The sequence below is a fragment of the Pacificispira spongiicola genome (assembly GCF_012926505.1).
GTDB classification, from domain to species: Bacteria; Pseudomonadota; Alphaproteobacteria; order UBA8366; family Aestuariispiraceae; genus Pacificispira; species Pacificispira spongiicola.
This window is the reverse complement of sequence record NZ_JABBNT010000001.1, coordinates 924,457-944,168: the sequence shown is the minus strand read 5'-3', so window position 1 is coordinate 944,168 and position 19,712 is coordinate 924,457. Positions and strand designations below refer to the sequence as shown.

The following is a 19,712-nucleotide window of genomic DNA, read 5'->3' as shown; positions in this document are numbered from 1 at the left end:
GAGGACCGGATCATGACGGGAAGCCTGATAGGGAGCATTATCCTGTGGCTCATCGTGGCGATCATCGCGATCGTGGTGGTCGTCTATCTGCTTAACTGGCTGTATCACCGATCGACGAAGGAAGTCGCCTTCGTGCGTACCGGCCTCGGCGGGGAAAAGGTCGTGATAAACGGCGGGGCGCTTGTCCTGCCGATTGTGCACGAGGTGACGCCGGTCAATCTGAACGTCGTGCGGATCCCGATCACGCGGACGAAGGAACAGGCGGTCATTACCCGCGATCGCATGCGCGTCGATATCGAAGCGGAATTCTTTGTCCGCGTCGTCCAGAAGAAGGACGCGGTGGCGGCGGCAGCCTCGACCCTCGGTCGGCGAACGCTGGATGCGGACGGATTGTCCGGTCTGTTGTCCGGGAAGTTCATCGGGGCGCTGCGCTCCGTCGCCGCGGAACGCACCCTGGATGAGATGCATGAGAAGCGCGGCGATTTCGTGGCGACCGTTGAGGAACGCGCGGCGTCCGCCCTGGCGCAGAACGGGTTGGAACTTGAATCGGTCGCCATTACCGATCTGGACCAGACGCATCTGGAATTTTTCGATCCGTCCAACCGGTTCGATGCGGAAGGTCTGACCCAGTTGATCGAAACGATCGAAGCGCGGCGCAAGCTTCGCAACGATATCGAGCAATCTTCCATGCTGGCGATCCGTGCCCGCAATCTGGAGGCGGAACGCGAAACCCTGAAACTGGAACAGGAAAGCGAAGACGCGCGACTGGCACAGCAGCGCGCCATAGAAGCCCTGCGGGCCCAACAGCGTGCGGAAATCCTGCGGACGCAGGTTTCCAACGAAAGCGAGGCGGAAAAGGCCCGCATCGCCAGCCAGCAGGAAACGCGCAGTTTCGAAATTGAGCGGCGCCGGGCGCTGGAAGAGGCGGAAATCAAGGCGCATGAGGAAATCGAACGCGCCCGGATTGCCCAGGAACGCGCCTTGCGGCACGAACAGATTCAGCAGCGCCACGATATCGAAAGCGCCGAAATCACGGCCAATGAGGATGTCGAGCGTGCCCGTATCCTGTCCCAGCGGCAGCTTCGGGAGGCGCAGATCATCGCGGAGGAGGAAACCGAAACCCGCGAGATTGCACGCGGTAAGCAATTGGATACGGCGCGCATCGCCGCGCAGAAGGATACCGACACGGCCCGGATCGCGCTGGATCAGGTTCTCGACAAGGCCCGGATCGAACGCGATCGCCAATTGCGCGCGCAGCAGATTGCCCAGCGTCAATCCATTGAAGAGGCGGAAATCGCGGCCCGTGAGGAAGTGGAGCGGTCGCGCATTGCCTCCGATCGCGGTTTGGAAGAAGCCCGCATCATTCAGCAGCGCGATCTGCGCCGTCTGGACGTCGAACGGGAAATGGCGATCGAACTGGCGGAAATTGCGGGTCGGATCGAAGTTCTGAAGAAGTCCGCGGAAGAAGCGGCGTCCCAGACCGAAACGGAAGGCGCGAAGGCGAAGGCCATTGCGGCGGCGGAGAAGGTCACCACCGTCCGCGAGACGGAAATTGCCGAACGTCTGGCTGCTGTCGACCGTCTGATCGCGGCGAAGGATGCGGATACCGCGCGGATCGCGGCGGAAGCCGACAAGCTGACCGCGGCCGTTGCGGCGGAAGCGCAGCGTCTGCGGAACGAGGCGGAAAATATCTTGAGCGAGGATGCCCGTGCGGGCCGCCTGCGCGAAAAGATGATCGACCGTCTGGAAGGCATCGTGCGCGAAAGCGTTCGTCCGATGGAAAAGATCGAGGGCATCAAGATTCTGCATGTCGACGGCCTGACTGGCGGTTCGGGCGGCGGATCCCGCAGCCCGACGGACGAGGTGATCGAGAGCGCCCTGCGTTATCGTGCCCAGGCCCCGTTGATCGATGAGATGATGAAGGAAATCGGCATCGAAAACGCGGGCGTGTCGAAGATGGGCGATATCTTCCGGTCGGCGAAAGACGCGGCCAGCCTGGCCAAGGACGTGGCCAATAAGGGCGGGTCCAATAGCGGGACCGGCAAGGAAGTCGCTGCACCGAAGAAGTCGGAGGATAGCTAGGCCATGACCAAGGTCTACGTATCTTCCGTCATCGGGGCGCCTGCCGACCGTATCTGGGATTCCGTCCGAGACTTCAATGCGCTGCCGGACTGGGTTCCGGCAGTTGCGGAAAGCCGGATCGAAGGCGGGCAACCGGCGGACCAGATCGGCTGCGTCAGGGCCTTCCGGTTGCAGGACGGCGGGTTCCTGCGGGAGAAACTGTTGGCTCTGTCCGACTACGATTTCACCGTCACCTATGCCATCCTGGAAAGCCCGATGGGGGTCGAAAACTATGTCGCGACCCTGCGGCTGGCGCCGATCACCGACGGCAACAAGACCTTCGCGGAATGGACGGCGGAATTCGACTGCGACCCCGCCGCCGAAAACGACCTTGTGTCGACTATCGGGACCAATGTGTTCCAGGCCGCGTTCGATAACTTGAAGCGTCGGTTCGGGGGCTGAAACGGCGATGGTTCGGATTTCCCGCAGCACCGTGATCGACGCGCCCATCGGGGCGGTCTGGGAGGTCTTGCGCGACTTCAACGGGCATGATCGCTGGCATCCTGCCGTGCGGAAAAGCCTGCTGGAAGACGGGCGCAAAACCGATCAGGTCGGCTGCGTGCGCAATTTCGATCTGGAAAGCGGGGACAATATCCGCGAACGCCTTTTGTCCTTGGACGACCGCACGCATTCCTTCCGATACACCATCGTCGATGCCGATGTGCCGTTGCTGGATTACGTGTCGGAAGTGGTGTTGAAGCCGGTCACGGACGGGAACAAGACCTTCTGGCGCTGGACATCCAGTTTCCGCACACCGCCGGGCCAGGAAAAACACCTGGAAAAGCTGGTGGCGGAAGGCGTGTATGAGGCCGGGTTTGCAGCCGTACGCGACCGGGTTGTCCGGGAAAAGTCCGGCGGTTTCTCCCAAGCCCCGGTTCAGGGCGAGATCAAGGGGCAGGGGATCGGCATCGCGCGCTATGGCGACGCGTCGGAACTGACGGTCATGCCGGTAACTGCGCCGCTACCGGGCCGGGGCGAGATCCGCCTGCGGCAGACGGCCATCGGTGTGAACTTCATCGACGTCTATTGTCGCACCGGATATTTCAAATTGCTGACACCCCCCGGTGTCCTGGGGATGGAGGCGGTGGGAACTGTCGTCGATGTCGGGCCGGATGTGTCGCATCTGCGATCGGGGCAGCGCGTGGGCTATGCCTGTCCGCCCGCCGGTTCCTATGCCACGGTTCGGACGATGGATGCGGCGTTGGTCGTGCCGTTGCCGGAATGGTTGGACGACGAAACGGCGGCGGCGGGATTGCTGAAAGGTATCACGGCGGAATTCCTGCTGCATCGCGTCCATGCCGTGCAGCCGGGCGAGACGGTTCTGGTCTTTGCGCCCGCGGGCGGGGTCGGACGGATGCTGTGCCAATGGGCGAACCGGTTGGGCGCGACAGTAATCGGCGCGACGTCCACACCGGAAAAGGCGCGTATCGCGCAGGCGAACGGCGCGCGTCATGTTATTCTGCCGGGTAAAAAAAGCCTGGAGGATCAGGTCCGAGACCTGACCGGCGGCAAGGGTGCAGACGTTATTTATGACGCGGTCGGTCGGGATACGTTCGACCATTCGGTGGCGGCGCTTTCGACCTGCGGGCATCTGGTCAGCTTTGGTCAGGCATCCGGCGATATCGGTCCGCGGGATATCGGCGCGCTCGCCAGCCGTTCCGCGACTTTGTCCCGGCCCAATTACGGAGATTACACAGACACGCCGGACAAGGTGAAGGCATCCACGGATCGCCTGTTCGACGCCATCCGGCGCGGCATTATCACGGTCGAAATCGGCCAGCGGTTCAAATTGAGCGACGCGGCATCCGCCCATCGTGCGCTTGAATCGCGGGAGACCACGGCGTCGACCGTCCTTATTCCCGACGAGCAATGGAGAGATACAGTATGAAACTCGCGGTTTTCGATTGGAATGGCAGCCGTCATGTCGGCCGCGTATCGGACGACGGCCAATCGGTCGAACCCTTCGACCTGCCCGCCGGCGCGGTCGATGAGATTGGGGTCGGCGCCCTGATCGGCAAATCCCTACCCGCGACGGGGGCGGCGATCCCCTTGTCGGACGTCGTCGTGCAGGCCCCGGTGCCGCGCCCGCGCCGCAATATCTTCTGCGTCGGTAAGAACTACCACGAACATGCGCATGAATTCGCCAATTCGGGTTTCGACAGCTCCGCGGCGAAGGGCGCGATACCGGAAGCGCCGATCGTGTTTTCCAAACTGCCGGAAAGCGTCGTCGCAGACGGCGACAAGGTTTTGATGGACGCGTCGGTTACGACCGCCGTCGACTACGAGGCGGAACTGGGCGTCATCATCGGGAAGGCGGGCCGCAATATCTCCAAGGCGGACGCGATGTCCCATGTCTGGGGCTATACGGTCATCAACGATGTGACCGCCCGCGATCTGCAAGGTAAGCACAGCCAATGGCTGATCGGGAAATCCCAGGACACGTTCTGCCCGATGGGGCCGGTGGCGGTCACGGCGGACGAAATCGATCTGGCCGATACGACGGTCAAATGCTGGGTGAATGACGAGCTCCGGCAGGATTCCAACACGGCGCTTTTGATCTTCGATGTGCCGACGATCATCGCGGCGATTTCGAACGGGATCACCTTGATGCCCGGCGACGTGATCGCCACGGGGACGCCCGCCGGAGTGGGGATCGGGTTCAAGCCGCCACGCTATCTGATGCCGGGCGATACGGTACGGGTGGAAATCAGCGGCATCGGCACCCTGGAAAACCCGATTTCGGAGGTTTGAACCATGGCGGATACCAGACTGGGCGGCATGGTGATGGAAGTGTCGGGCGAGGGCCCGACCGTCGTCCTGATCCACGGGCTCGGCGGGGATTCGAATACATTTGAAACGATCATGCCGATGCTGGATGGCTATCGGGTGATCCGTTTCGATCTGCCCGGCGCGGGCCGGTCGCCCTTGAAACCGGGCCGACCGGGGATCGCGGCATTGGCCGCCGCCGTGCGGGACGGGATGCGCGCCGTCGGTGCGAACAGGGCGTATCTTGTCGGCCATTCCATGGGGACCGTGGTTTGTCAGTATCTGGCGGCGGACCATCCGGAGATGGTGTGCGGCATGACGCTGCTGGGGCCCATCCTGGAACCGCCGCCCGCCGCCCGTCAGGGATTGAAGGATCGTGCGGCCGCGGCGCGGAAGGACGGCATGGCCGGAATTGCGGACGCGGTATCGACAGGCAGCGTGTCCGAGGCCTGTCGACAGGCCAATCCGGTGGTGAAGGCCTTCGTCCGCGAAAGCCTGATGCGCCAAAGTCCCGAAGGTTATGCCGCCCATTGCGAGGCCTTGTCCGACGCCATTGCCGTGGATCACACGGCGATTGCCTGCCCGACGCTGCTGGTGGCGGGGGAGAAAGACCCGGTCGCCCCGGTGGCGATGGCGGAAACTCTCAAATCCCGCATCGTGGCGGCGGAATTGGAAATCATACCGGGCATTGCCCATTGGATGACGATGGAAGCCCCGTCGCGGACGGGGGAACTTCTGCGCAAACATCTGGAAAAGACCGCGGCTTGAATTCGCGGCATCGATAGGGAGAACGACCATGGCGGAATCTGGATTTGGCGGTTGGGGCGGGTCGTCCGGCAACGGGCGCACGACCCCTGAAATCGTGTTCACGAATGTGCGTGTTCTGGACGGAACGGGCCAACAGCCCTTTACCGCCGACGTCACGGTTGCCGGGAACCGGATCAAGACGATCGCCCGGTCGGGCGGCGGCAGCGGATACGGCAGCAGCTTCGGCAGCGGATCGTCCTGGGGCTCTTCCGCAAGCGGACGGCACACGGTCGATGGTCGCGGCATGACACTGATGCCCGGATTGATCGACGCGCATCTGCATCTCAGCTGGAACAACGCGCCGGGCGTGAACCCGATCCAGATGATGCCGATCGAAGAGCATATGCTGAACTGCGTCTATATGGCGAAAACGGTGCTGGATGCCGGGTTTACCGCCGGATATGGCGCGGCGGCGGCGAAACCGCGTCTGGACGTCGTGATCCGGGACGCGATCCGGTCCGGGAAGGTGCCGGGACCGCGCTACACGGCGGCGGGGCCGGAGATTACGGCCCTCGGCGGGTTGGGCGATGCCAGCCTGCCGCATATTCCGCATGAAGGCTTGAACTTGGGCATCGTCGTCTGCGGTGTCGAAGACGTCCGCCGCAAGGTGCGCGAGTTGATGAAATGGGGCGTCGATACGATCAAGATCAACCTGTCCGGGGAAGAAATCGCCGGAATGGGCGGCGAGGAAAACCAGTTCACGGAGGAAGAAGTCGCCTGCGCCGTTTCCGAAGCGAAGATGCGCGGACGCCGCGTCGCGGCCCATGCCCGTTCGAAGGAATCCGTTCAACGCTGTATCAAGCACGGGATCGAGATCATCTATCATGCGTCCTATACGGACGAGCAGACCTTGGACATGCTGGAAGCGAACAAGGACAAACACTTCGTCGCGCCCGGACTCGCTTGGTTGATCAATACCGCACGCAATGCCGCGGAATACGGCATCAAGCCGGGCACGCCCCTGACCGACGCCTATGAGCGCGAATTGGAACACGCGATCGACAGCATGCAGAAGATGCATAAACGCGGGATTCGGGTTCTGATCGGCGGCGATTATGGCTTCGCCTGGACCCCGCACGGCACGAATGCGAAAGATCTGGAATATTTCGTGGACATGGTCGGTTTCTCCCCGATGGACGCTATCCGGGCCGGGACCTATTACGGCGGTCAGATCATGGGCATGGGCAACGAATTGGGACAGATCAAGGAAGGGTATCTGGCGGATATGTTGTTGGTCGACGGCGACCCGCTGACCGACGTGAAGATGCTGCAAGACCCCAGCCGGATCGTCGCGATCATGCAGGATGGGAAATTCCACAAGGCGCCCAATCCGGACCGGGCCCCGCTGCGGATGAGCGCCTGACTAGGCATTTGCCGATATGTGAAAGGCTGTCTTCCAATCGGGGCGCGCCGGTTGAGTGTCGGCGCCGTGCCGTTGGGGCATTCGGTGTTTTTTAAGGCGACCTGGAAAAGCGGCTAAACGTTTCCGTCCCTCATTCGGATGAAATAGTCGTCGCCGCCGATTTGGCCGCCTTTTAGAACCAATTCGAATGGTTCCGTCTCGGTGCCGTCAGGATGGGCGCAGCAGACCGGCGACCCGGGACTTTCCGCTATCGGATGACGCAGCGTCAGGGCGCCGATCTCCATTTCTCCCAAGGCATGGCTGGATGTATCGCCGCCGGCGACGACAATTCTATCCAATCCGTGTTGAAGGCGTAGGGTTGAGATCATCCGCCCCAACGCTTTTCCCACGCGATCGTCGTTTCCGGCCTCTGGTTCGGTGAGGGCTTCCGCCGGGCCGAGCGCGGTGTAGACGATCGTGCTGCGGCCGTCGGAAAGAGCGGCCGCCGCCGCAATCATCGCCTTTTCATATGCGGCTTCGGCACCCGTTCCGGAGACGAGCGCTTTGTAATCAACCGGAATGCAAGAAAACCCGCAGTTTGATGCTGTTTCGATCTGGCGCGCCGTTGTCGGTGAACAGCTCCCGGACACCACGGCGATACGGGGCTGTGTGGGGAGAGGGCGGTAGCTTGGACGGGGCGCGGCGTCGCCGTTAGCCGCCCAATTGGGCAAGAGTGCGTATTCGACCCCGGACGATCCAACAATAAACGGTCCGGGGGTGCCCTTCAGTCTTTCCGCAAACCGTTCCAGCCATGCGCCTGCCCGGTGTTGGGTAGCTTCGTCGCGAACGTCCAAAAGAACCATGGCCGACGTCGTCACCGGTTCGTCCGCGTCGCATATCAAGGTTGAATCAAGGTCCGTCTGTGCCGCCAGATGCAGCAACAAATCGGATTCCGTCATCGGAGTCGCCGGGTGTTGGCTCATAACGGGATGGCGATCGATACGGTAGATTTTGCCCCGATAAGCGGCAAAAAGATGACCGGCGAAGGTATAGCGTCGTAATTGGGGCGCACCGACGAGGATCGGAACGGTATCTTGGCGAAACTGACGGCGGCCGATTTCGACGGCGCGCCCGATATTGCCGCGCCGGGGCGCGCTGTCGAATGTCGAACAGACCTTGTAATGCAGGAAGCGTGCGCCCGTCGCGGCGAGCCAATCGAAAATAGCGGGCAGTTCCGCATCCATCCAGTCCGGCGATCTGCTGCGGCTCGTGCCGGCCAAACCGACCGCCCGGCAAGAGGCAAATCGCGACCGGAACGCATCGCTCGGTATTCTTGTGAAGAGAACGGTTTCGACGCCGTTCGCGCTCAGGGCCTCCATCACATCCGTCGATCCGGTAAAATCGTCGCCGTAATAGGCGATCAGCGGCGGTTTTCTCATATGCGCTTGCTCGCAAACTGATTTAGGGCCGCGGCCAGGGCGCGATGATCTTCGGCGTAGCGGTCGAGGGGGATACCCTGCATCGCGGCGTCGGCAGCCTGACGCAGACTCATGACCCCGCCTTCGATACCATCGGGATGCCCCATGATGCCGCCACCCGCGCAGAACAGGAAATCCCCCGATCCGACGGCGTGGAAGGTCGGTTCCATTTGCACCGCCGTCTGTCCGGACGAAAAAACGGGTAGTGCTTCATATCCCGGCCCCTGTGCGAAAAGCGGCGAGACGACGGACTGTGCGGAAGCGATGACCGATGCGTCGGTTTCGGTAAACTTGTTCGCGATACCGTTTACATGCAGATGGTCCGCACCGGCCAAGCGCCAAAACTTCTGCCAAGCCGGATAGGTGATCCCGATATCCGGGGACCGGGAAAATAGGCCCCAGCCGTTGCGGTGTGCATGGATCGGCAGATTGGCATGACGCCGAAGGGCACCCAATCCCGCCAAACCGACGGAATGCAGGCTGACCATCACGCAAGTCCCGCCGACGGCGCTTACATGGTCCGCGGCGCGCCGCATTTCGTCGACTTCACCGGTAATGTTGAAGGCGACCATCGGCTTGCGGCCGGTTCGGTCGGCGTAACGGTTGATGACGTCCATGACGGCATCGATCCGCGCGAACAACGGACAATGCGGTCCGTTTGCTTGAAGTTCGTCGTCCTTGATGAAGTCGATGCCCCCATCCACCAACCGGTTGACGATCTGGGCGGTTTCCTCGGGAGAATAGCCGACGCTTGGCTTGATGATCGTGCCGATCATGGGGCGATCCACGACGCCCGCCAATCGTCGTGTACCGGAAATGCCGAAGGCGGGGCCGGGGTAGGCATTCGCGAAGCTTTGCGGGAAGACGATGTCCAGAAGGCGGATCGCCGAAACTTCCGCCAATTCGAAAAGGTTTCCGGCAACCGTCGCGAGGGTATTGGTCAATGAGGGACCGAAATTGTCCAACGGCCAGGAAAGCACCACTTCTCCACGGCGATAGACATCCCCGGAAAGGCGGCAGGGCAAGGAGGGGTGGTCTGATTGCCCCGTTTCGACCAGCGACTCGATCCGGGCCCCGGCCCGGTCCCTCAAGACATCGGTTTCACCCGGCAGTCGCATAAACGTGCCGCAGGATTGCTCCCCGGCAATCACTTCTGCCGCACGTTCCAGGCTGAGTGGCGTCTCAATCTCGTATCTGGCTTGCAGCCGTTCCATGTCCGGTTTCCCCTGCGGGATAGTGAAGGCCCCGCCGCTATTCATCGTTGATTGAATATCATGTCATCATACCAGTTGACAACATGATGGGTTATTCGAAATAATCCGGGCAATACAGGAGGAACCCAATGAAAATCGCTTTGCTTGGTGCCGGTGGAAAAATGGGCGTGCGTCTCGCCACGAACCTGAAAGGGTCGGCGTATGATGTGGCGCATGTCGAAATCAGTGAAGCCGGCCGTCAGCGCCTGAAAGACGCAGTGGATGTCGATTGCGTCGATATGGAAGAAGCAGTGGATGGGGCCGGTGTCGTCATCCTTGCTGTGCCGGATAACGCGATCAAGGCGATTTCGGCAAAGGTTGTCCCGCTGGTTGCGCCGGGCACCATCGTGATGGCGCTGGATGCGGCGGCGCCGTTTGCCGGTCACTTGCCGGAACGCGATGATGTGACCTATTTCGTGTCGCATCCCTGCCATCCGCCGATTTTCAATGACGAAACGGAGGAAGCCGCGAAGCGCGATTTCTTCGGCGGTATCGCCGCGAAGCAATCCATCGTCAGCGCCCTTATGCAGGGTCCGGAAGAGCATTTCGATATTGGCGAGGCCGTCGCCAAGACGATTTTCCGACCGATCTTGCGGGTACACCGCGTGACGGTGGATCAAATGGCGTTGCTGGAGCCCGGTCTGTCCGAGACGGTTTGCGCCACCCTTCTCGTCGCGATGCGGGAGGCCATGGACGACGTGGTCGCCCGGGGTGTGGACCCGGTGGCCGCGCGCGACTTCCTGCTGGGCCATATGAATATTCTGGGTGCCGTTGTGATGGGCGAGGTGCAGGGGGCCTTTTCGGATGCCTGCAATCGCGCCATTGAAAACGGCAAACGCCGGTTGCTGCGCGACGATTGGAAAGGTGTGTTCGAACACGCGGAAATCGCCGAAAGTATTCGCGCGATCACGTGATCTTCGGATAACGGCGGTCGGCAAGTGAACGAGAATCGCGTTCCATTGTGACGGGGGTGGGGTACCGATGCGAATTGTCGGTATCCACAAACAAAGGGAACGGTATGACGAGACGAGAGGCGCTGGACCTAGCCGGTGACAAGGTCGTGCGGCGGAAGCTTTCCGACCTTGTTCTTGAAAAGTTGATGGGCATGATCCGCGGCGGTGAGATCGCGCCTGGGGAGGCGATGCCGTCGGAACGCGATCTCATGGAACGTTTCGGGGTCGGCCGCCCGGCGGTTCGGGAAGCGTTGCAGACTTTGGAAACCATGGGGTTTATCAGCATTTCCCATGGCGAACGCGCCAGGGTTCTGCCGTTGACCGCCGATACCGCCATGCGGCAGATCGACGAAGTCGCCCGGATGTTGTTGTCGTCGTCGCCGGAAAACCTCGAACATCTGAAGGAAGCGCGCCGCTTTTTCGAAATAGGCATGGTTCGTATTGCGGCGACTCGTGTTCGGCCGGAGGATATCGGCATCCTGCGTGATCTGGTGGATACCCAGCGTGCGGCACTGGGGGATGCGACTGCCTTCATCGCCGCGGATATGGCGTTTCACCGCAAAATCGCCGAGCTTTCAGGGAATCCCATTTTCGCGGCGGTCAGCGTCGCCTTGCTGGATTGGTTATTCCAGTACCATGCGGAATTACTGTTGTGGACGGGCGGCGAAGAAAAAACCCTCGTGGAGCACGGGATCATTGTGGACAATCTGGCGGCTGGCGATCCGGAAGGGGCGGCGGCTGCGATGGGTGCCCATCTGGATCGGTCGGATACATTGTATCGACATCGTGACGATAATTGACAATTAGTAAAATCAATTTACTCATCGGCAGATGTGGCGAGAACCCGACTAGGGTTGCCCGCAGATGAAGCATAATCCGAGAGACGTTCGAGAGCGGCGTCCGATACGCGAAACGAAGGGCTGGAAACGATGCTGGACGATACCCCTGTAATGGCGATGGGCCACCTTATTGACGGTAAAATTGTCGACCGTGCGAATGACGGCGGCATCGACGTTCTGGATCCGTCGACCGGTGACGGTTTCGCGCGTCTGCCGCGCGGGACCAAGGCCGACGTAGACGCGGCCGTCGCCGCCGCGCGTAAGGCGTTCGAAGGCGAGTGGGGGGCGAAATCGGCATTGGAGCGCGGTCGCATCCTGATACGGCTGTCCGCGCTTGTGATGGATAATTTCGACGAACTCGTATCGTTGGAATCCCGTGATACCGGCAAGCCGCTGAAGCAGGCGCGGGCAGATATCACGGCGGCGGCCCGGTATTTCGAATATTACGGCACGGCCGCCGACAAGTTGCATGGGGAAACGATCCCCTATACGCCGGGCATGACGGTCATGGCGCTGCGCGTGCCGCATGGCGTGACCGGCCATATCATCCCCTGGAACTATCCGGCGCAGATTTATGGACGGTCCATCGGCGGTGCGCTGGCGGCGGGCAATGCCTGCGTGGTGAAGCCCGCGGAAGATGCTTGCCTGACGCCCCTTCGCATGAGCGAATTGGCGCTGGAAGCCGGACTTCCGGCGGGGGCGCTGAATATCGTCTGCGGCCTCGGGATGGAGGCCGGCGCGGCCTTGGCGTCGCATCCGGGCATCAACCATATTTCCTTCACCGGCTCGCCGCAGACCGGGACTTCCGTGGCGCAGGCGGCGGCGGTCAATCATGTTCCCGTGACGCTGGAATTGGGCGGCAAGTCGCCCCAGGTGATTTTCGCCGATGCGGATCTGGACGAGGCCCTGCCGGTTGTCGTGAATGCGATTGTTCAGAATGCCGGACAGACCTGCGCCGCCGGAAGCCGTGTGTTGATCGAAAAGTCGATTTACGACGACGTCGTGGCCCGGTTGGCGGAACGCTTCGCCTCCCTGAAAACGGGGGATGGCGCGAAGGATCTGGATTGCGGTCCGATCATCAGCGCGAAGCAGCTCGCGCGGGTCAATTCACTGGTCGATGCCGCCCTCGCCGATGGCGCGCGCGTCGTGGCGCGGGCACAATTGGACGAGCAAGCGCCGAGCGGCGGATTTTATTATCCGCCGATGCTGCTGGACGGCGCGGCCCCGGAAAGCCGGTTGGCCCAGGACGAGGTTTTCGGACCCGTTCTTGCTGCCTTTCCGTTCGAAGACGAAGCCGATGCGATCCGGCTGGCCAATGCGACGCCGTATGGCCTGACGGCTGCGGTTTGGACGCGCGACGGCGGGCGGCAGATGCGATGCGCCAACGCGATCGAATCCGGTCAGGTCTTCATCAACAACTACGGCGCTGGCGGCGGGATCGAACTACCCTTCGGTGGCATGAAGCGGTCCGGTTACGGTCGGGAAAAGGCTTTCGAGGGCATGATCAGCTTCACCACGATCAAGACGGTGGTGTTGAAGCACGGGTGATCCATTCGGCCCGTGCGGCGCGGCAGACGTCGGAACAAACGAGCGGCCCGTCAGATTGTTGGCGTGCCGTTCATCGTTCTCATGCGCGCATGTTCGATGTGGCGGCGCATCGCCCGTTTGGCGCGGTTGGCGGCGCCCGCCTCAATATGACGATAGATTTCCCGGTGCTCTTCCTTGACGATCTCGGCGCGAACAAGAGGTTGGTACTTCACCAGAAGCCGCATCAGGTTCACGGAGCGGGAAACGTCGTATTCCAGAGATTTCAACGTTTCGACAATCCGCGGATTCCCGGTCGCGGTCGCGATGGCCTCATGAAAAGCATAATCGTGATAATGCAGGATCGCGTTGGTGGCGAGTGCCTCGTCATACCGGTCCAGGGCGGCGCGCATTCGTTCCAGATCGCGCGGGCCACGGCGCATGGCGGCCAAATACGCCGCTTGCGGTTCGACGATCAAGCGTAGCTCCAGGCCATTCAGAAACTCGCCGACACGTTCCATCGCCTCCCGGTCCGCGTCGTCGCTGGGGTCGCTGACCTGCGTCTCGTCGATGCTGGCGTTCTGGACGTAATTGCCGGATCCGCGAACGGAATAGATCAACCCTTCGATCCGAAGCTTGTCCAGAGCTTCTCGTAGAACCGGGCGGGAAACATCGAATTCCCCGGCAAGTGCGTTTTCCGACGGAAGGCGCGTTCCGGTTGGAATCATGCCGGAAACGATGGCGTGAAAAAGATTTTCATATACCCGATCGGATAGCCGCTCCGCCTTGCTTTGTTGCATGTCGGCGAAGGAAAGGCCTGCCGGCCAGGCTGTCTGATCTTCTTTATTCATGGCGTTCAATCGATACGAAGTTGGCCGAAAAGCATAGGCGGCGCTGGCTTTGCGGTCCATAGCCCAGTGTCCACGCGCGGAAATGTACCATTAATCATCATACCAGTTGGTAAAAAGTTGTAAAATTGATTGACTGAAAATTATTCAAAGGACAGACTGCGCGACATAAAAATTCCATTAGGGAGGATCAAATGTATCGTATCCGTACACTTGCGGCGGCCGGTGCCTTCGCGATCTCTGCCGCTTTCGCCGGTGCGGCGTCGGCGCAGACTGTCTTGAACTTCGCGCATACGACGGCGCAGAATTCCCATTACAGCATGGGCGTTCAGGCTTTCGCGGAGAAGCTGTCGGAACTGAGCGGCGGCAAATATGAAATCCGCGAGCAGGCGGCCGGCGCCATGGGCGGCGAACGCGACCTGATCGAAGGCCTGCAGATCGGTTCCGTCGAACTCGTTATTTCCTCGACCGGCCCGCTCGGCAACTTCGTGCCGGAAACGCTGGTCCTCGACCTGCCGTTCCTGTTCAAAAGCTACGATGCCGCGCATGCCGTTCTGGACGGCGAAATCGGTCAGGCGTTGCTGGATAAGGTGAGCGAAAACAATCTGGTCGCGTTGGCGTGGAGCGAGAACGGCTTCCGCCATGTCACCAACTCCGATCATCCGGTGAAAACCCCGGCCGACCTGAAAGACCTGAAGCTGCGCACCATGGAAAACCAGGTCCATATGGAAGCGTTCCGTGCCGCCGGTGCGTCGCCGACGCCGATGGCTTTCCCGGAAGTGTTCGCGGCCCTTCAGCAGAAAGTGATCGACGGGCAGGAAAACCCGATCCCGGTCATCACGTCCGCCAAATTTTGGGAAGTGCAGAAGTACCTGACCCTCACCGGCCACGTTTATTCGCCGGCCATCATCCTGGCGTCGCCGACTCTGTGGGATGGTCTGTCGGATGAAGAAAAAGGCTGGTTCCGCGAAGCCACGAAGGCGGCGGTTGCCGCGACCCGTGCGAAGGTTGCCGCGGATGAAGCGAATGGTGTGAAGCTGCTGCGTGAACACGGCATGGACGTCACCGAAAGCGTCGATCAGGCGGCTTTCCAGGCGGCGGTTCGCCCGGCATACGACACGTTTGTGTCGAAGTATGGCGACGAAATGCTGAAGCGCATCCAAGCGGCGCAATAATCGGCGCCCTTCCTTTCGAATGAACCCACCGGGGCGGCCATGCGCCGTCCCGGCAGGAGTCTCGCCGATGCAATTCATTTTTGCCATTGAGCGGCGTATCACCCGGACCGCTTTGGAATTGGCGGTGCTTGCGCTCGGATTGGTCGTCGCGCTGACCTTTTATCAGGTTGTGACCCGGTTCGTGATCGGTCATCCGTCTACGTGGTCCGAAGTCGCCGCGCGCTCCGTCATGATGTGGATGGTCTTTCTCGGCCTCGCATGGACGTTTCGACATGGCGCCATGGTCGCAGTCGATTTTCTGTTGGATATTTCTACCGGGCGGTTCCGGGTCGCGCTGCTGACCGTGATCGGTATCGCCTCGTTGATCTTCCTGCTTCTTTTGATCTGGTTCGGCACGGGCATGGCCTTGCGTGTGCAAAAGCAGAATTTGGCGGGTCTTTCCGTTTCTATCGCATGGGTTTATGCCGCGCTTCCCGCAGGGTCCCTGTTGGCTGTGCCGGGCGTTATCGTTCGATTGATCGAGGTCTGGCAGGGCAAGCATGACTCCGCCGAGGATGCGATCGAGGATCTGGAGGCGCAGATATGAACGCCGCCCTCGCTTTCTCCGTTTTGATCCTATTTGCTGTCGCCGTGCCGATCGGTGTGTCGTTGGTCCTAGCCAGCGCATTTGGGATTCACTTCTTTTCCAATGTGCCGCTGCTGCTGATGGCGCAGCGTGTGTTCACCAGCCTGGATTCATTTCCGCTACTGGCGGTGCCGCTTTTCATCCTGTCCGGCAACCTGATGGCCGCGGGCGGGATTTCGGAGCGCCTGGTCGGGTTGGCGAAATCCATGGTCGGCGGCATTCAGGGCGGGCTTGCCTGTACCTGCGTGATCACCTGCATGATCTTTGCCTCCGTTTCCGGGTCGTCGGTGGCGACGACTTTTGCGATCGGTGCGATTCTGATCCCGGCGATGGTGCGCCATGGCTATCCCGTCGGCACGGCTGCCGGTATTCAGGCCTCTTCCGCCGAGTTGGGCGTGCTCATCCCGCCGTCGATCCCGCTGATTCTGTTCGGCGTCGCGACGGAAACCTCGGTCGGGCAATTGTTCCTCGCCGGTCTTGGGCCGGGCCTCCTGATCGCGGCGGCGTTGTTCGTCTATTTGCGGATTCTGTGCAAAATCAAAGGCTACGGCCTGCGCGACGGCGACGACAGCGAGCCATTCCCAAAAGCGCTGGTTAAGGCGTTCTGGGCCCTGTTAATGCCGGTCGTCGTGCTGGGCGGTATTTATGGCGGTGTCTTCACGCCGACAGAGGCCTCGGCGATCGCGGTCGTTTATGCGTTGGTCGTGGGCATGTTCGTATACCGGTCCCTGACCTGGGCAAAAATCCATGACGCCTTCCAGACGTCGGTCGTGTCCAGCACGATCATCATGATTATTATCGCGGGTGCGGGGCTGTTTTCTTTCCTCGTCACCCGCAGCGGCTTGCCGACGATTATCGCCGACTGGGTTCAGCAGGTCTTCACCGACAAGGTATCCTTCCTGCTGGCGGTCAACGTCTTCCTGTTCATTGTCGGCATGTTTGTGGAGACATCCGCCGCGATCCTGGTTCTGGCGCCATTGCTGACGCCGATTGCGGTCAACTATGGCGTCGACCCGGTCCATTTCGGTCTGATCATCGTCGTCAATCTTGCTCTCGGCATGTTCACGCCGCCGGTCGGGGTCAATCTGTTCGCGGCCTGTGCGGTCGCGAAGATATCCATACAGAAGATCATCCCGTCGCTGCTCCCCATGGTGCTCGTCGTCATGGGGTGCGTGCTGCTGGTGACATATATCCCGTTCATCTCACTCGGCTTGGTCGAATATTTCTATCGCTAGACGTCGACCGCAGGTTTTCTCAAGGAGACAATAATGAAGCTTAAGGACAAGGTTGCGGTCGTTACGGGTGCGGGCGGCGGCTATGGCGAAGGCATTGCTCATTACTTTGCGGAACAGGGCGCGAAAGTCCTGGTGGCCGATATCCGCGAGGATGCCGCGAACAAGGTGGCGGCCGATATCGGCGGTGACGCCTCCGCGATCCATGTCGATGTAACGAGCGGCGAGTCGACGAAAGCGATGATCGACGCCGCCATGGATCGCTACGGCAAGCTCGACATTCTGGTGAACAATGCCGGCACGACGCACAAGAACCAGTCGATGCTGGAAATCGACGAAGCGACCTTCGACAAAGTTTATGCGGTGAACGTGAAGTCGATCTATCACGCGGCGATGCATGTCGTGCCCGTCTTTGAAAAGTTGGGCGGCGGCGTGATCATTAATATCGCTTCCACTGCCGGGATTCGCCCGCGTCCGGGCCTGACTTGGTATAACGGCTCAAAAGGTGCGGTGATCGCGATCACTAAATCCATGGCCGTCGAACTGGCCGACCGGAAAATCCGTGTCTGCGGGATCAATCCGGTCATGGGGGCGACGGGCCTGATCGACCAGTTCCTACCGGGCGAGGACACGCCGGAAACGCGGGCGAAAATCGTCTCCGGAATCCCGCTGGGCCGCCTGTCGACGCCGCTCGACATCGCCAAGGGCTGCGGGTTCCTGGCCTCCGACGAGGCGGAATTCATCACCGGTGTCTGCCTGGAAGTCGACGGCGGGCGCTGCATCTAAGACGGAATGTCGGCGGGATCGGCAATGACGAAAGCACTTATCATCGGCGGCGGCGGCATGCTTGGCCAAGGTCTGGCAAAGGCGCTCGCCGCGAAAGGGGCGCTGGCGGGCTCCGCATTATCCGGCGTCACCCTGTTCGATATCGCGGAGTCCGCGATTCCGTCAGGGCTTCCAGGCGCGTCGGCCCTGACCGGCGATCTCAGCCGACCGGACGCGGCGTGCCGTCTCATCGCGGACCGCCCGGATGTGATCTTTCATCTGGCCGCCATCGTCTCCGGAGAGGCGGAACGGGACTTCGACAAGGGATACCGGATCAACCTGGATGGGACCCGGTATCTCTTCGACGCGATCCGCGAAGAAAATGCGCGGTCCGGCTATTGTCCGCGCGTCGTCTTCACCTCTTCCCTTGCCGTCTTCGGTACTCCTCTGCCGGATGTGATCGGGGACGATCAGGTGCTGACGCCGATGTCGAGTTACGGGGCCCAGAAAGCGATGGGGGAGCTGCTGCTGGCGGATTACAGTCGGCGTGGCTTCATGGACGGGATCGGCATCCGTTTGCCGACGATCTGCATCCGACCCGGAAAGCCGAATGCCGCGGCATCCGGTTTCTTTTCCAATATTCTGCGCGAGCCCCTGGCCGGGGAACCGGCGGTTCTGCCCGTCAGCCGGGATGTCCGTCACTGGTTCGCCAGCCCCCGCGCGGCGGTCGGCTTCCTTGCCCATGCGGCAGAGGTTGATACCGGTGCGATAGGGGGACGACGCAACATCACCATGCCCGGCATTTCGGTGACGGTGGCAGAGCAGATCGACGCCTTGCGAGAGATCGCGGGGGAGGATGCCGTCGCCTTGATCAAGGAAAAGCCGGACGCCGCAATCGAGGCTATTATTTCGACCTGGCCGAAAGCCTTCGATGCGCAACGCGCGCTAGCACTCGGCTTTGTCCCCGATCGGTCGATGCAGGACCTGATTTCCGTTTATCTGGAAGATCACGCACCGGAAGCGGTGCGGGCGCGGTGGCAGCGATGACAAACGCAGTCGTGGGCGGACCGACCGTCGTCATTGGTCTCGGGGCGATGGGGCTCGGCATGGCGACATCGTTGCTCCGCGCGGGATTTACGGTAACCGGCGTGGATCGATCACCGGAACAATGCGCCGCTTTCGCGAGTCTGGGCGGTGTCGTTGCGTCTTCCCCCGCTGACGTGCGTAAAGCTGTGTCAAAGGCTCAGGTCGTGGCACTGGTCGTGGTGAATGCGGCCCAGACGGAGCAGGTCCTGTTCGGCGAAGATGGGATTGGCAATGCATTAAAACCCGGCACGGCGGTTCTCGCCTGCGCGACCATTGCACCGCACTATGCTATGGATTTCGAACAGCGGCTCGCCAAGACGGGCGCGCTCTATATCGATTCTCCCATTTCCGGCGGCGCGGCCCGCGCGGCGGAGGGGCGGTTGTCGATCATGGCGTCAGGTGCGGCGGAGGCCTTTGCGGTGGCGCGCCCGGCCCTGAACGCCATGGCGGAAACTGTCTTCGAACTGGGGGATCGGGCCGGGCCTGGGTCGGCGATGAAAATCGTGAATCAGCTTCTCGCGGGCATCCATGTTGCCTCGACGGCGGAGGCACTGACTTTCGGAATCGGACAGGGAATAGATCCCGCCCTCATGGTTGACGTCATATCCCGTTGCGCCGGGTCGTCCTGGATGTTCGAAAATCGCGGTCCCTTCATCGCAGAAGGGGATTATCGCCCCCATTCCGCGGTCGATATTTTCGTCAAGGACCTGGGCATTGTAACGGAGGCGGCCCGGGCGTCCGGCCTGTCGGTCCCTTTGGCCGACACGGCCCTGTCACGCTTCCATGCGGCGCGGGAGGCGGGCCTGGGTCGGGAAGGCGATGTCGCCGTCGCCAAGGTTTACGCGCGCGAGGGGGATATCGACCTACCGGGTTGGTCCCGGTCGTCGGAGGAGTAAAA

The 19,712-nt window shown here is 61.2% G+C and carries 18 protein-coding genes; 15 read left to right on the top strand and 3 right to left on the bottom strand.

All coding sequences use genetic code 11. The features are described 5' to 3' along the window. Positions 1–12 precede the first annotated feature (12 nt). Genes HH303_RS04365 through HH303_RS04335 form a run of 6 tightly spaced genes read left to right on the top strand, consistent with a single transcriptional unit; the run spans position 13 to position 7,057 of the window. Positions 13–2,082, top strand: coding sequence for a flotillin family protein (locus HH303_RS04365; RefSeq protein WP_169623958.1), 2,070 nt, complete (start codon positions 13–15; stop codon positions 2,080–2,082). Positions 2,083–2,085: 3 nt separating this feature from the next. After that, on the top strand, positions 2,086–2,523 hold the full coding sequence (locus tag HH303_RS04360) for an SRPBCC family protein (protein ID WP_169623957.1): 438 nt from the start codon (positions 2,086–2,088) through the stop codon (positions 2,521–2,523). 7 nt (positions 2,524–2,530) lie between these two features. Further along, positions 2,531–4,009 carry an SRPBCC family protein gene (locus tag HH303_RS20000; protein WP_227421508.1) on the top strand — a complete coding sequence of 493 codons (1,479 nt, stop codon included), beginning with the start codon at positions 2,531–2,533 and terminating at the stop codon, positions 4,007–4,009. Then, entirely contained in the window at positions 4,006–4,872 is an 867-nt protein-coding gene (locus HH303_RS04345) for a fumarylacetoacetate hydrolase family protein (protein ID WP_169623956.1), read from the top strand. Before HH303_RS20000 ends, HH303_RS04345 begins: the two co-directional genes overlap by 4 nt. A gap of 3 nt (positions 4,873–4,875) precedes the next feature. Beyond that, entirely contained in the window at positions 4,876–5,655 is a 780-nt protein-coding gene (locus tag HH303_RS04340) for an alpha/beta fold hydrolase (RefSeq protein ID WP_169623955.1), read from the top strand. A 28-nt stretch (positions 5,656–5,683) separates the two neighbouring features. Then, on the top strand, positions 5,684–7,057 hold the full coding sequence (locus HH303_RS04335; protein ID WP_169623954.1) for a metal-dependent hydrolase family protein: 1,374 nt from the start codon (positions 5,684–5,686) through the stop codon (positions 7,055–7,057). 113 nt (positions 7,058–7,170) lie between these two features. Here the strand turns inward: HH303_RS04335 and HH303_RS04330 are convergent, their stop codons facing one another. Both HH303_RS04330 and HH303_RS04325 read right to left on the bottom strand, forming a co-directional pair. Next, a complete protein-coding gene (locus HH303_RS04330; RefSeq protein WP_169623953.1) occupies positions 7,171–8,475 on the bottom strand; it encodes a four-carbon acid sugar kinase family protein in 1,305 nt (434 codons plus the stop codon). Then, complete coding sequence (locus HH303_RS04325) at positions 8,472–9,728, bottom strand: ribulose-bisphosphate carboxylase large subunit family protein (protein ID WP_169623952.1); 1,257 nt, start codon at positions 9,726–9,728, stop codon at positions 8,472–8,474. Before HH303_RS04325 ends, HH303_RS04330 begins: the two co-directional genes overlap by 4 nt. 128 nt (positions 9,729–9,856) lie before the next feature. Here HH303_RS04325 and HH303_RS04320 point away from each other — a divergent pair, with 128 nt between their 5' ends. The 3 genes from HH303_RS04320 to HH303_RS04310 all read left to right on the top strand — a co-directional run bounded on the left by HH303_RS04320 (position 9,857) and on the right by HH303_RS04310 (position 13,107). Further along, entirely contained in the window at positions 9,857–10,681 is an 825-nt protein-coding gene (locus tag HH303_RS04320; RefSeq protein WP_169623951.1) for a phosphogluconate dehydrogenase C-terminal domain-containing protein, read from the top strand. Between the two features lie 104 nt (positions 10,682–10,785). Further along, a complete protein-coding gene (locus HH303_RS04315) occupies positions 10,786–11,520 on the top strand; it encodes a transcriptional regulator NanR (RefSeq protein ID WP_227421507.1) in 735 nt (244 codons plus the stop codon). A gap of 129 nt (positions 11,521–11,649) precedes the next feature. After that, on the top strand, positions 11,650–13,107 hold the full coding sequence (locus HH303_RS04310; RefSeq protein ID WP_227421506.1) for an aldehyde dehydrogenase family protein: 1,458 nt from the start codon (positions 11,650–11,652) through the stop codon (positions 13,105–13,107). Positions 13,108–13,157: 50 nt separating this feature from the next. On the opposite strand, the gene HH303_RS04305 is transcribed toward HH303_RS04310, so the two are convergent. Then, entirely contained in the window at positions 13,158–13,934 is a 777-nt protein-coding gene (locus HH303_RS04305; RefSeq protein WP_169623950.1) for a FadR/GntR family transcriptional regulator, read from the bottom strand. Positions 13,935–14,125: 191 nt separating this feature from the next. Here HH303_RS04305 and HH303_RS04300 point away from each other — a divergent pair, with 191 nt between their 5' ends. The 6 genes from HH303_RS04300 to ltnD all read left to right on the top strand — a co-directional run bounded on the left by HH303_RS04300 (position 14,126) and on the right by ltnD (position 19,710). Continuing rightward, positions 14,126–15,106, top strand: coding sequence for a TRAP transporter substrate-binding protein (locus HH303_RS04300; RefSeq protein WP_169623949.1), 981 nt, complete (start codon positions 14,126–14,128; stop codon positions 15,104–15,106). 67 nt (positions 15,107–15,173) lie between these two features. Beyond that, positions 15,174–15,692 carry a TRAP transporter small permease gene (locus HH303_RS04295; protein WP_169623948.1) on the top strand — a complete coding sequence of 173 codons (519 nt, stop codon included), beginning with the start codon at positions 15,174–15,176 and terminating at the stop codon, positions 15,690–15,692. Further along, the gene (locus HH303_RS04290; RefSeq protein WP_169623947.1) at positions 15,689–16,966 is read left to right on the top strand and encodes a TRAP transporter large permease; all 1,278 of its coding nucleotides are present in this window, start codon (positions 15,689–15,691) and stop codon (positions 16,964–16,966) included. The genes HH303_RS04295 and HH303_RS04290 overlap by 4 nt, the downstream gene beginning before the upstream one ends. A gap of 33 nt (positions 16,967–16,999) precedes the next feature. Further along, positions 17,000–17,749 (top strand): glucose 1-dehydrogenase, encoded by a 750-nt coding sequence (locus tag HH303_RS04285; protein WP_169623946.1) that lies wholly within the window; start codon positions 17,000–17,002, stop codon positions 17,747–17,749. Positions 17,750–17,773: 24 nt separating this feature from the next. Then, entirely contained in the window at positions 17,774–18,775 is a 1,002-nt protein-coding gene (gene denD, locus HH303_RS04280; protein ID WP_169623945.1) for a D-erythronate dehydrogenase, read from the top strand. After that, positions 18,772–19,710 carry an L-threonate dehydrogenase gene (gene ltnD / locus HH303_RS04275; RefSeq protein ID WP_169623944.1) on the top strand — a complete coding sequence of 313 codons (939 nt, stop codon included), beginning with the start codon at positions 18,772–18,774 and terminating at the stop codon, positions 19,708–19,710. The genes denD and ltnD overlap by 4 nt, the downstream gene beginning before the upstream one ends. Positions 19,711–19,712: the final 2 nt, after the last annotated feature.

Coding starts and splice junctions, on each gene's coding strand:
- HH303_RS04305 (WP_169623950.1), bottom strand. CDS start 13,934: ATGAATAAAGAAGATCAGACAGCCTGGCCGGCAGGCCTTTCCTTCGCC.
- HH303_RS04295 (WP_169623948.1), top strand. CDS start 15,174: ATGCAATTCATTTTTGCCATTGAGCGGCGTATCACCCGGACCGCTTTG.
- HH303_RS04340 (WP_169623955.1), top strand. CDS start 4,876: ATGGCGGATACCAGACTGGGCGGCATGGTGATGGAAGTGTCGGGCGAG.
- HH303_RS04325 (WP_169623952.1), bottom strand. CDS start 9,728: ATGGAACGGCTGCAAGCCAGATACGAGATTGAGACGCCACTCAGCCTG.
- HH303_RS04300 (WP_169623949.1), top strand. CDS start 14,126: ATGTATCGTATCCGTACACTTGCGGCGGCCGGTGCCTTCGCGATCTCT.
- HH303_RS04345 (WP_169623956.1), top strand. CDS start 4,006: ATGAAACTCGCGGTTTTCGATTGGAATGGCAGCCGTCATGTCGGCCGC.
- denD (WP_169623945.1), top strand. CDS start 17,774: ATGACGAAAGCACTTATCATCGGCGGCGGCGGCATGCTTGGCCAAGGT.
- HH303_RS04290 (WP_169623947.1), top strand. CDS start 15,689: ATGAACGCCGCCCTCGCTTTCTCCGTTTTGATCCTATTTGCTGTCGCC.
- HH303_RS04310 (WP_227421506.1), top strand. CDS start 11,650: ATGCTGGACGATACCCCTGTAATGGCGATGGGCCACCTTATTGACGGT.
- HH303_RS04335 (WP_169623954.1), top strand. CDS start 5,684: ATGGCGGAATCTGGATTTGGCGGTTGGGGCGGGTCGTCCGGCAACGGG.
- HH303_RS04365 (WP_169623958.1), top strand. CDS start 13: ATGACGGGAAGCCTGATAGGGAGCATTATCCTGTGGCTCATCGTGGCG.
- HH303_RS20000 (WP_227421508.1), top strand. CDS start 2,531: ATGGTTCGGATTTCCCGCAGCACCGTGATCGACGCGCCCATCGGGGCG.
- ltnD (WP_169623944.1), top strand. CDS start 18,772: ATGACAAACGCAGTCGTGGGCGGACCGACCGTCGTCATTGGTCTCGGG.
- HH303_RS04285 (WP_169623946.1), top strand. CDS start 17,000: ATGAAGCTTAAGGACAAGGTTGCGGTCGTTACGGGTGCGGGCGGCGGC.
- HH303_RS04360 (WP_169623957.1), top strand. CDS start 2,086: ATGACCAAGGTCTACGTATCTTCCGTCATCGGGGCGCCTGCCGACCGT.
- HH303_RS04330 (WP_169623953.1), bottom strand. CDS start 8,475: ATGAGAAAACCGCCGCTGATCGCCTATTACGGCGACGATTTTACCGGA.
- HH303_RS04320 (WP_169623951.1), top strand. CDS start 9,857: ATGAAAATCGCTTTGCTTGGTGCCGGTGGAAAAATGGGCGTGCGTCTC.
- HH303_RS04315 (WP_227421507.1), top strand. CDS start 10,786: ATGACGAGACGAGAGGCGCTGGACCTAGCCGGTGACAAGGTCGTGCGG.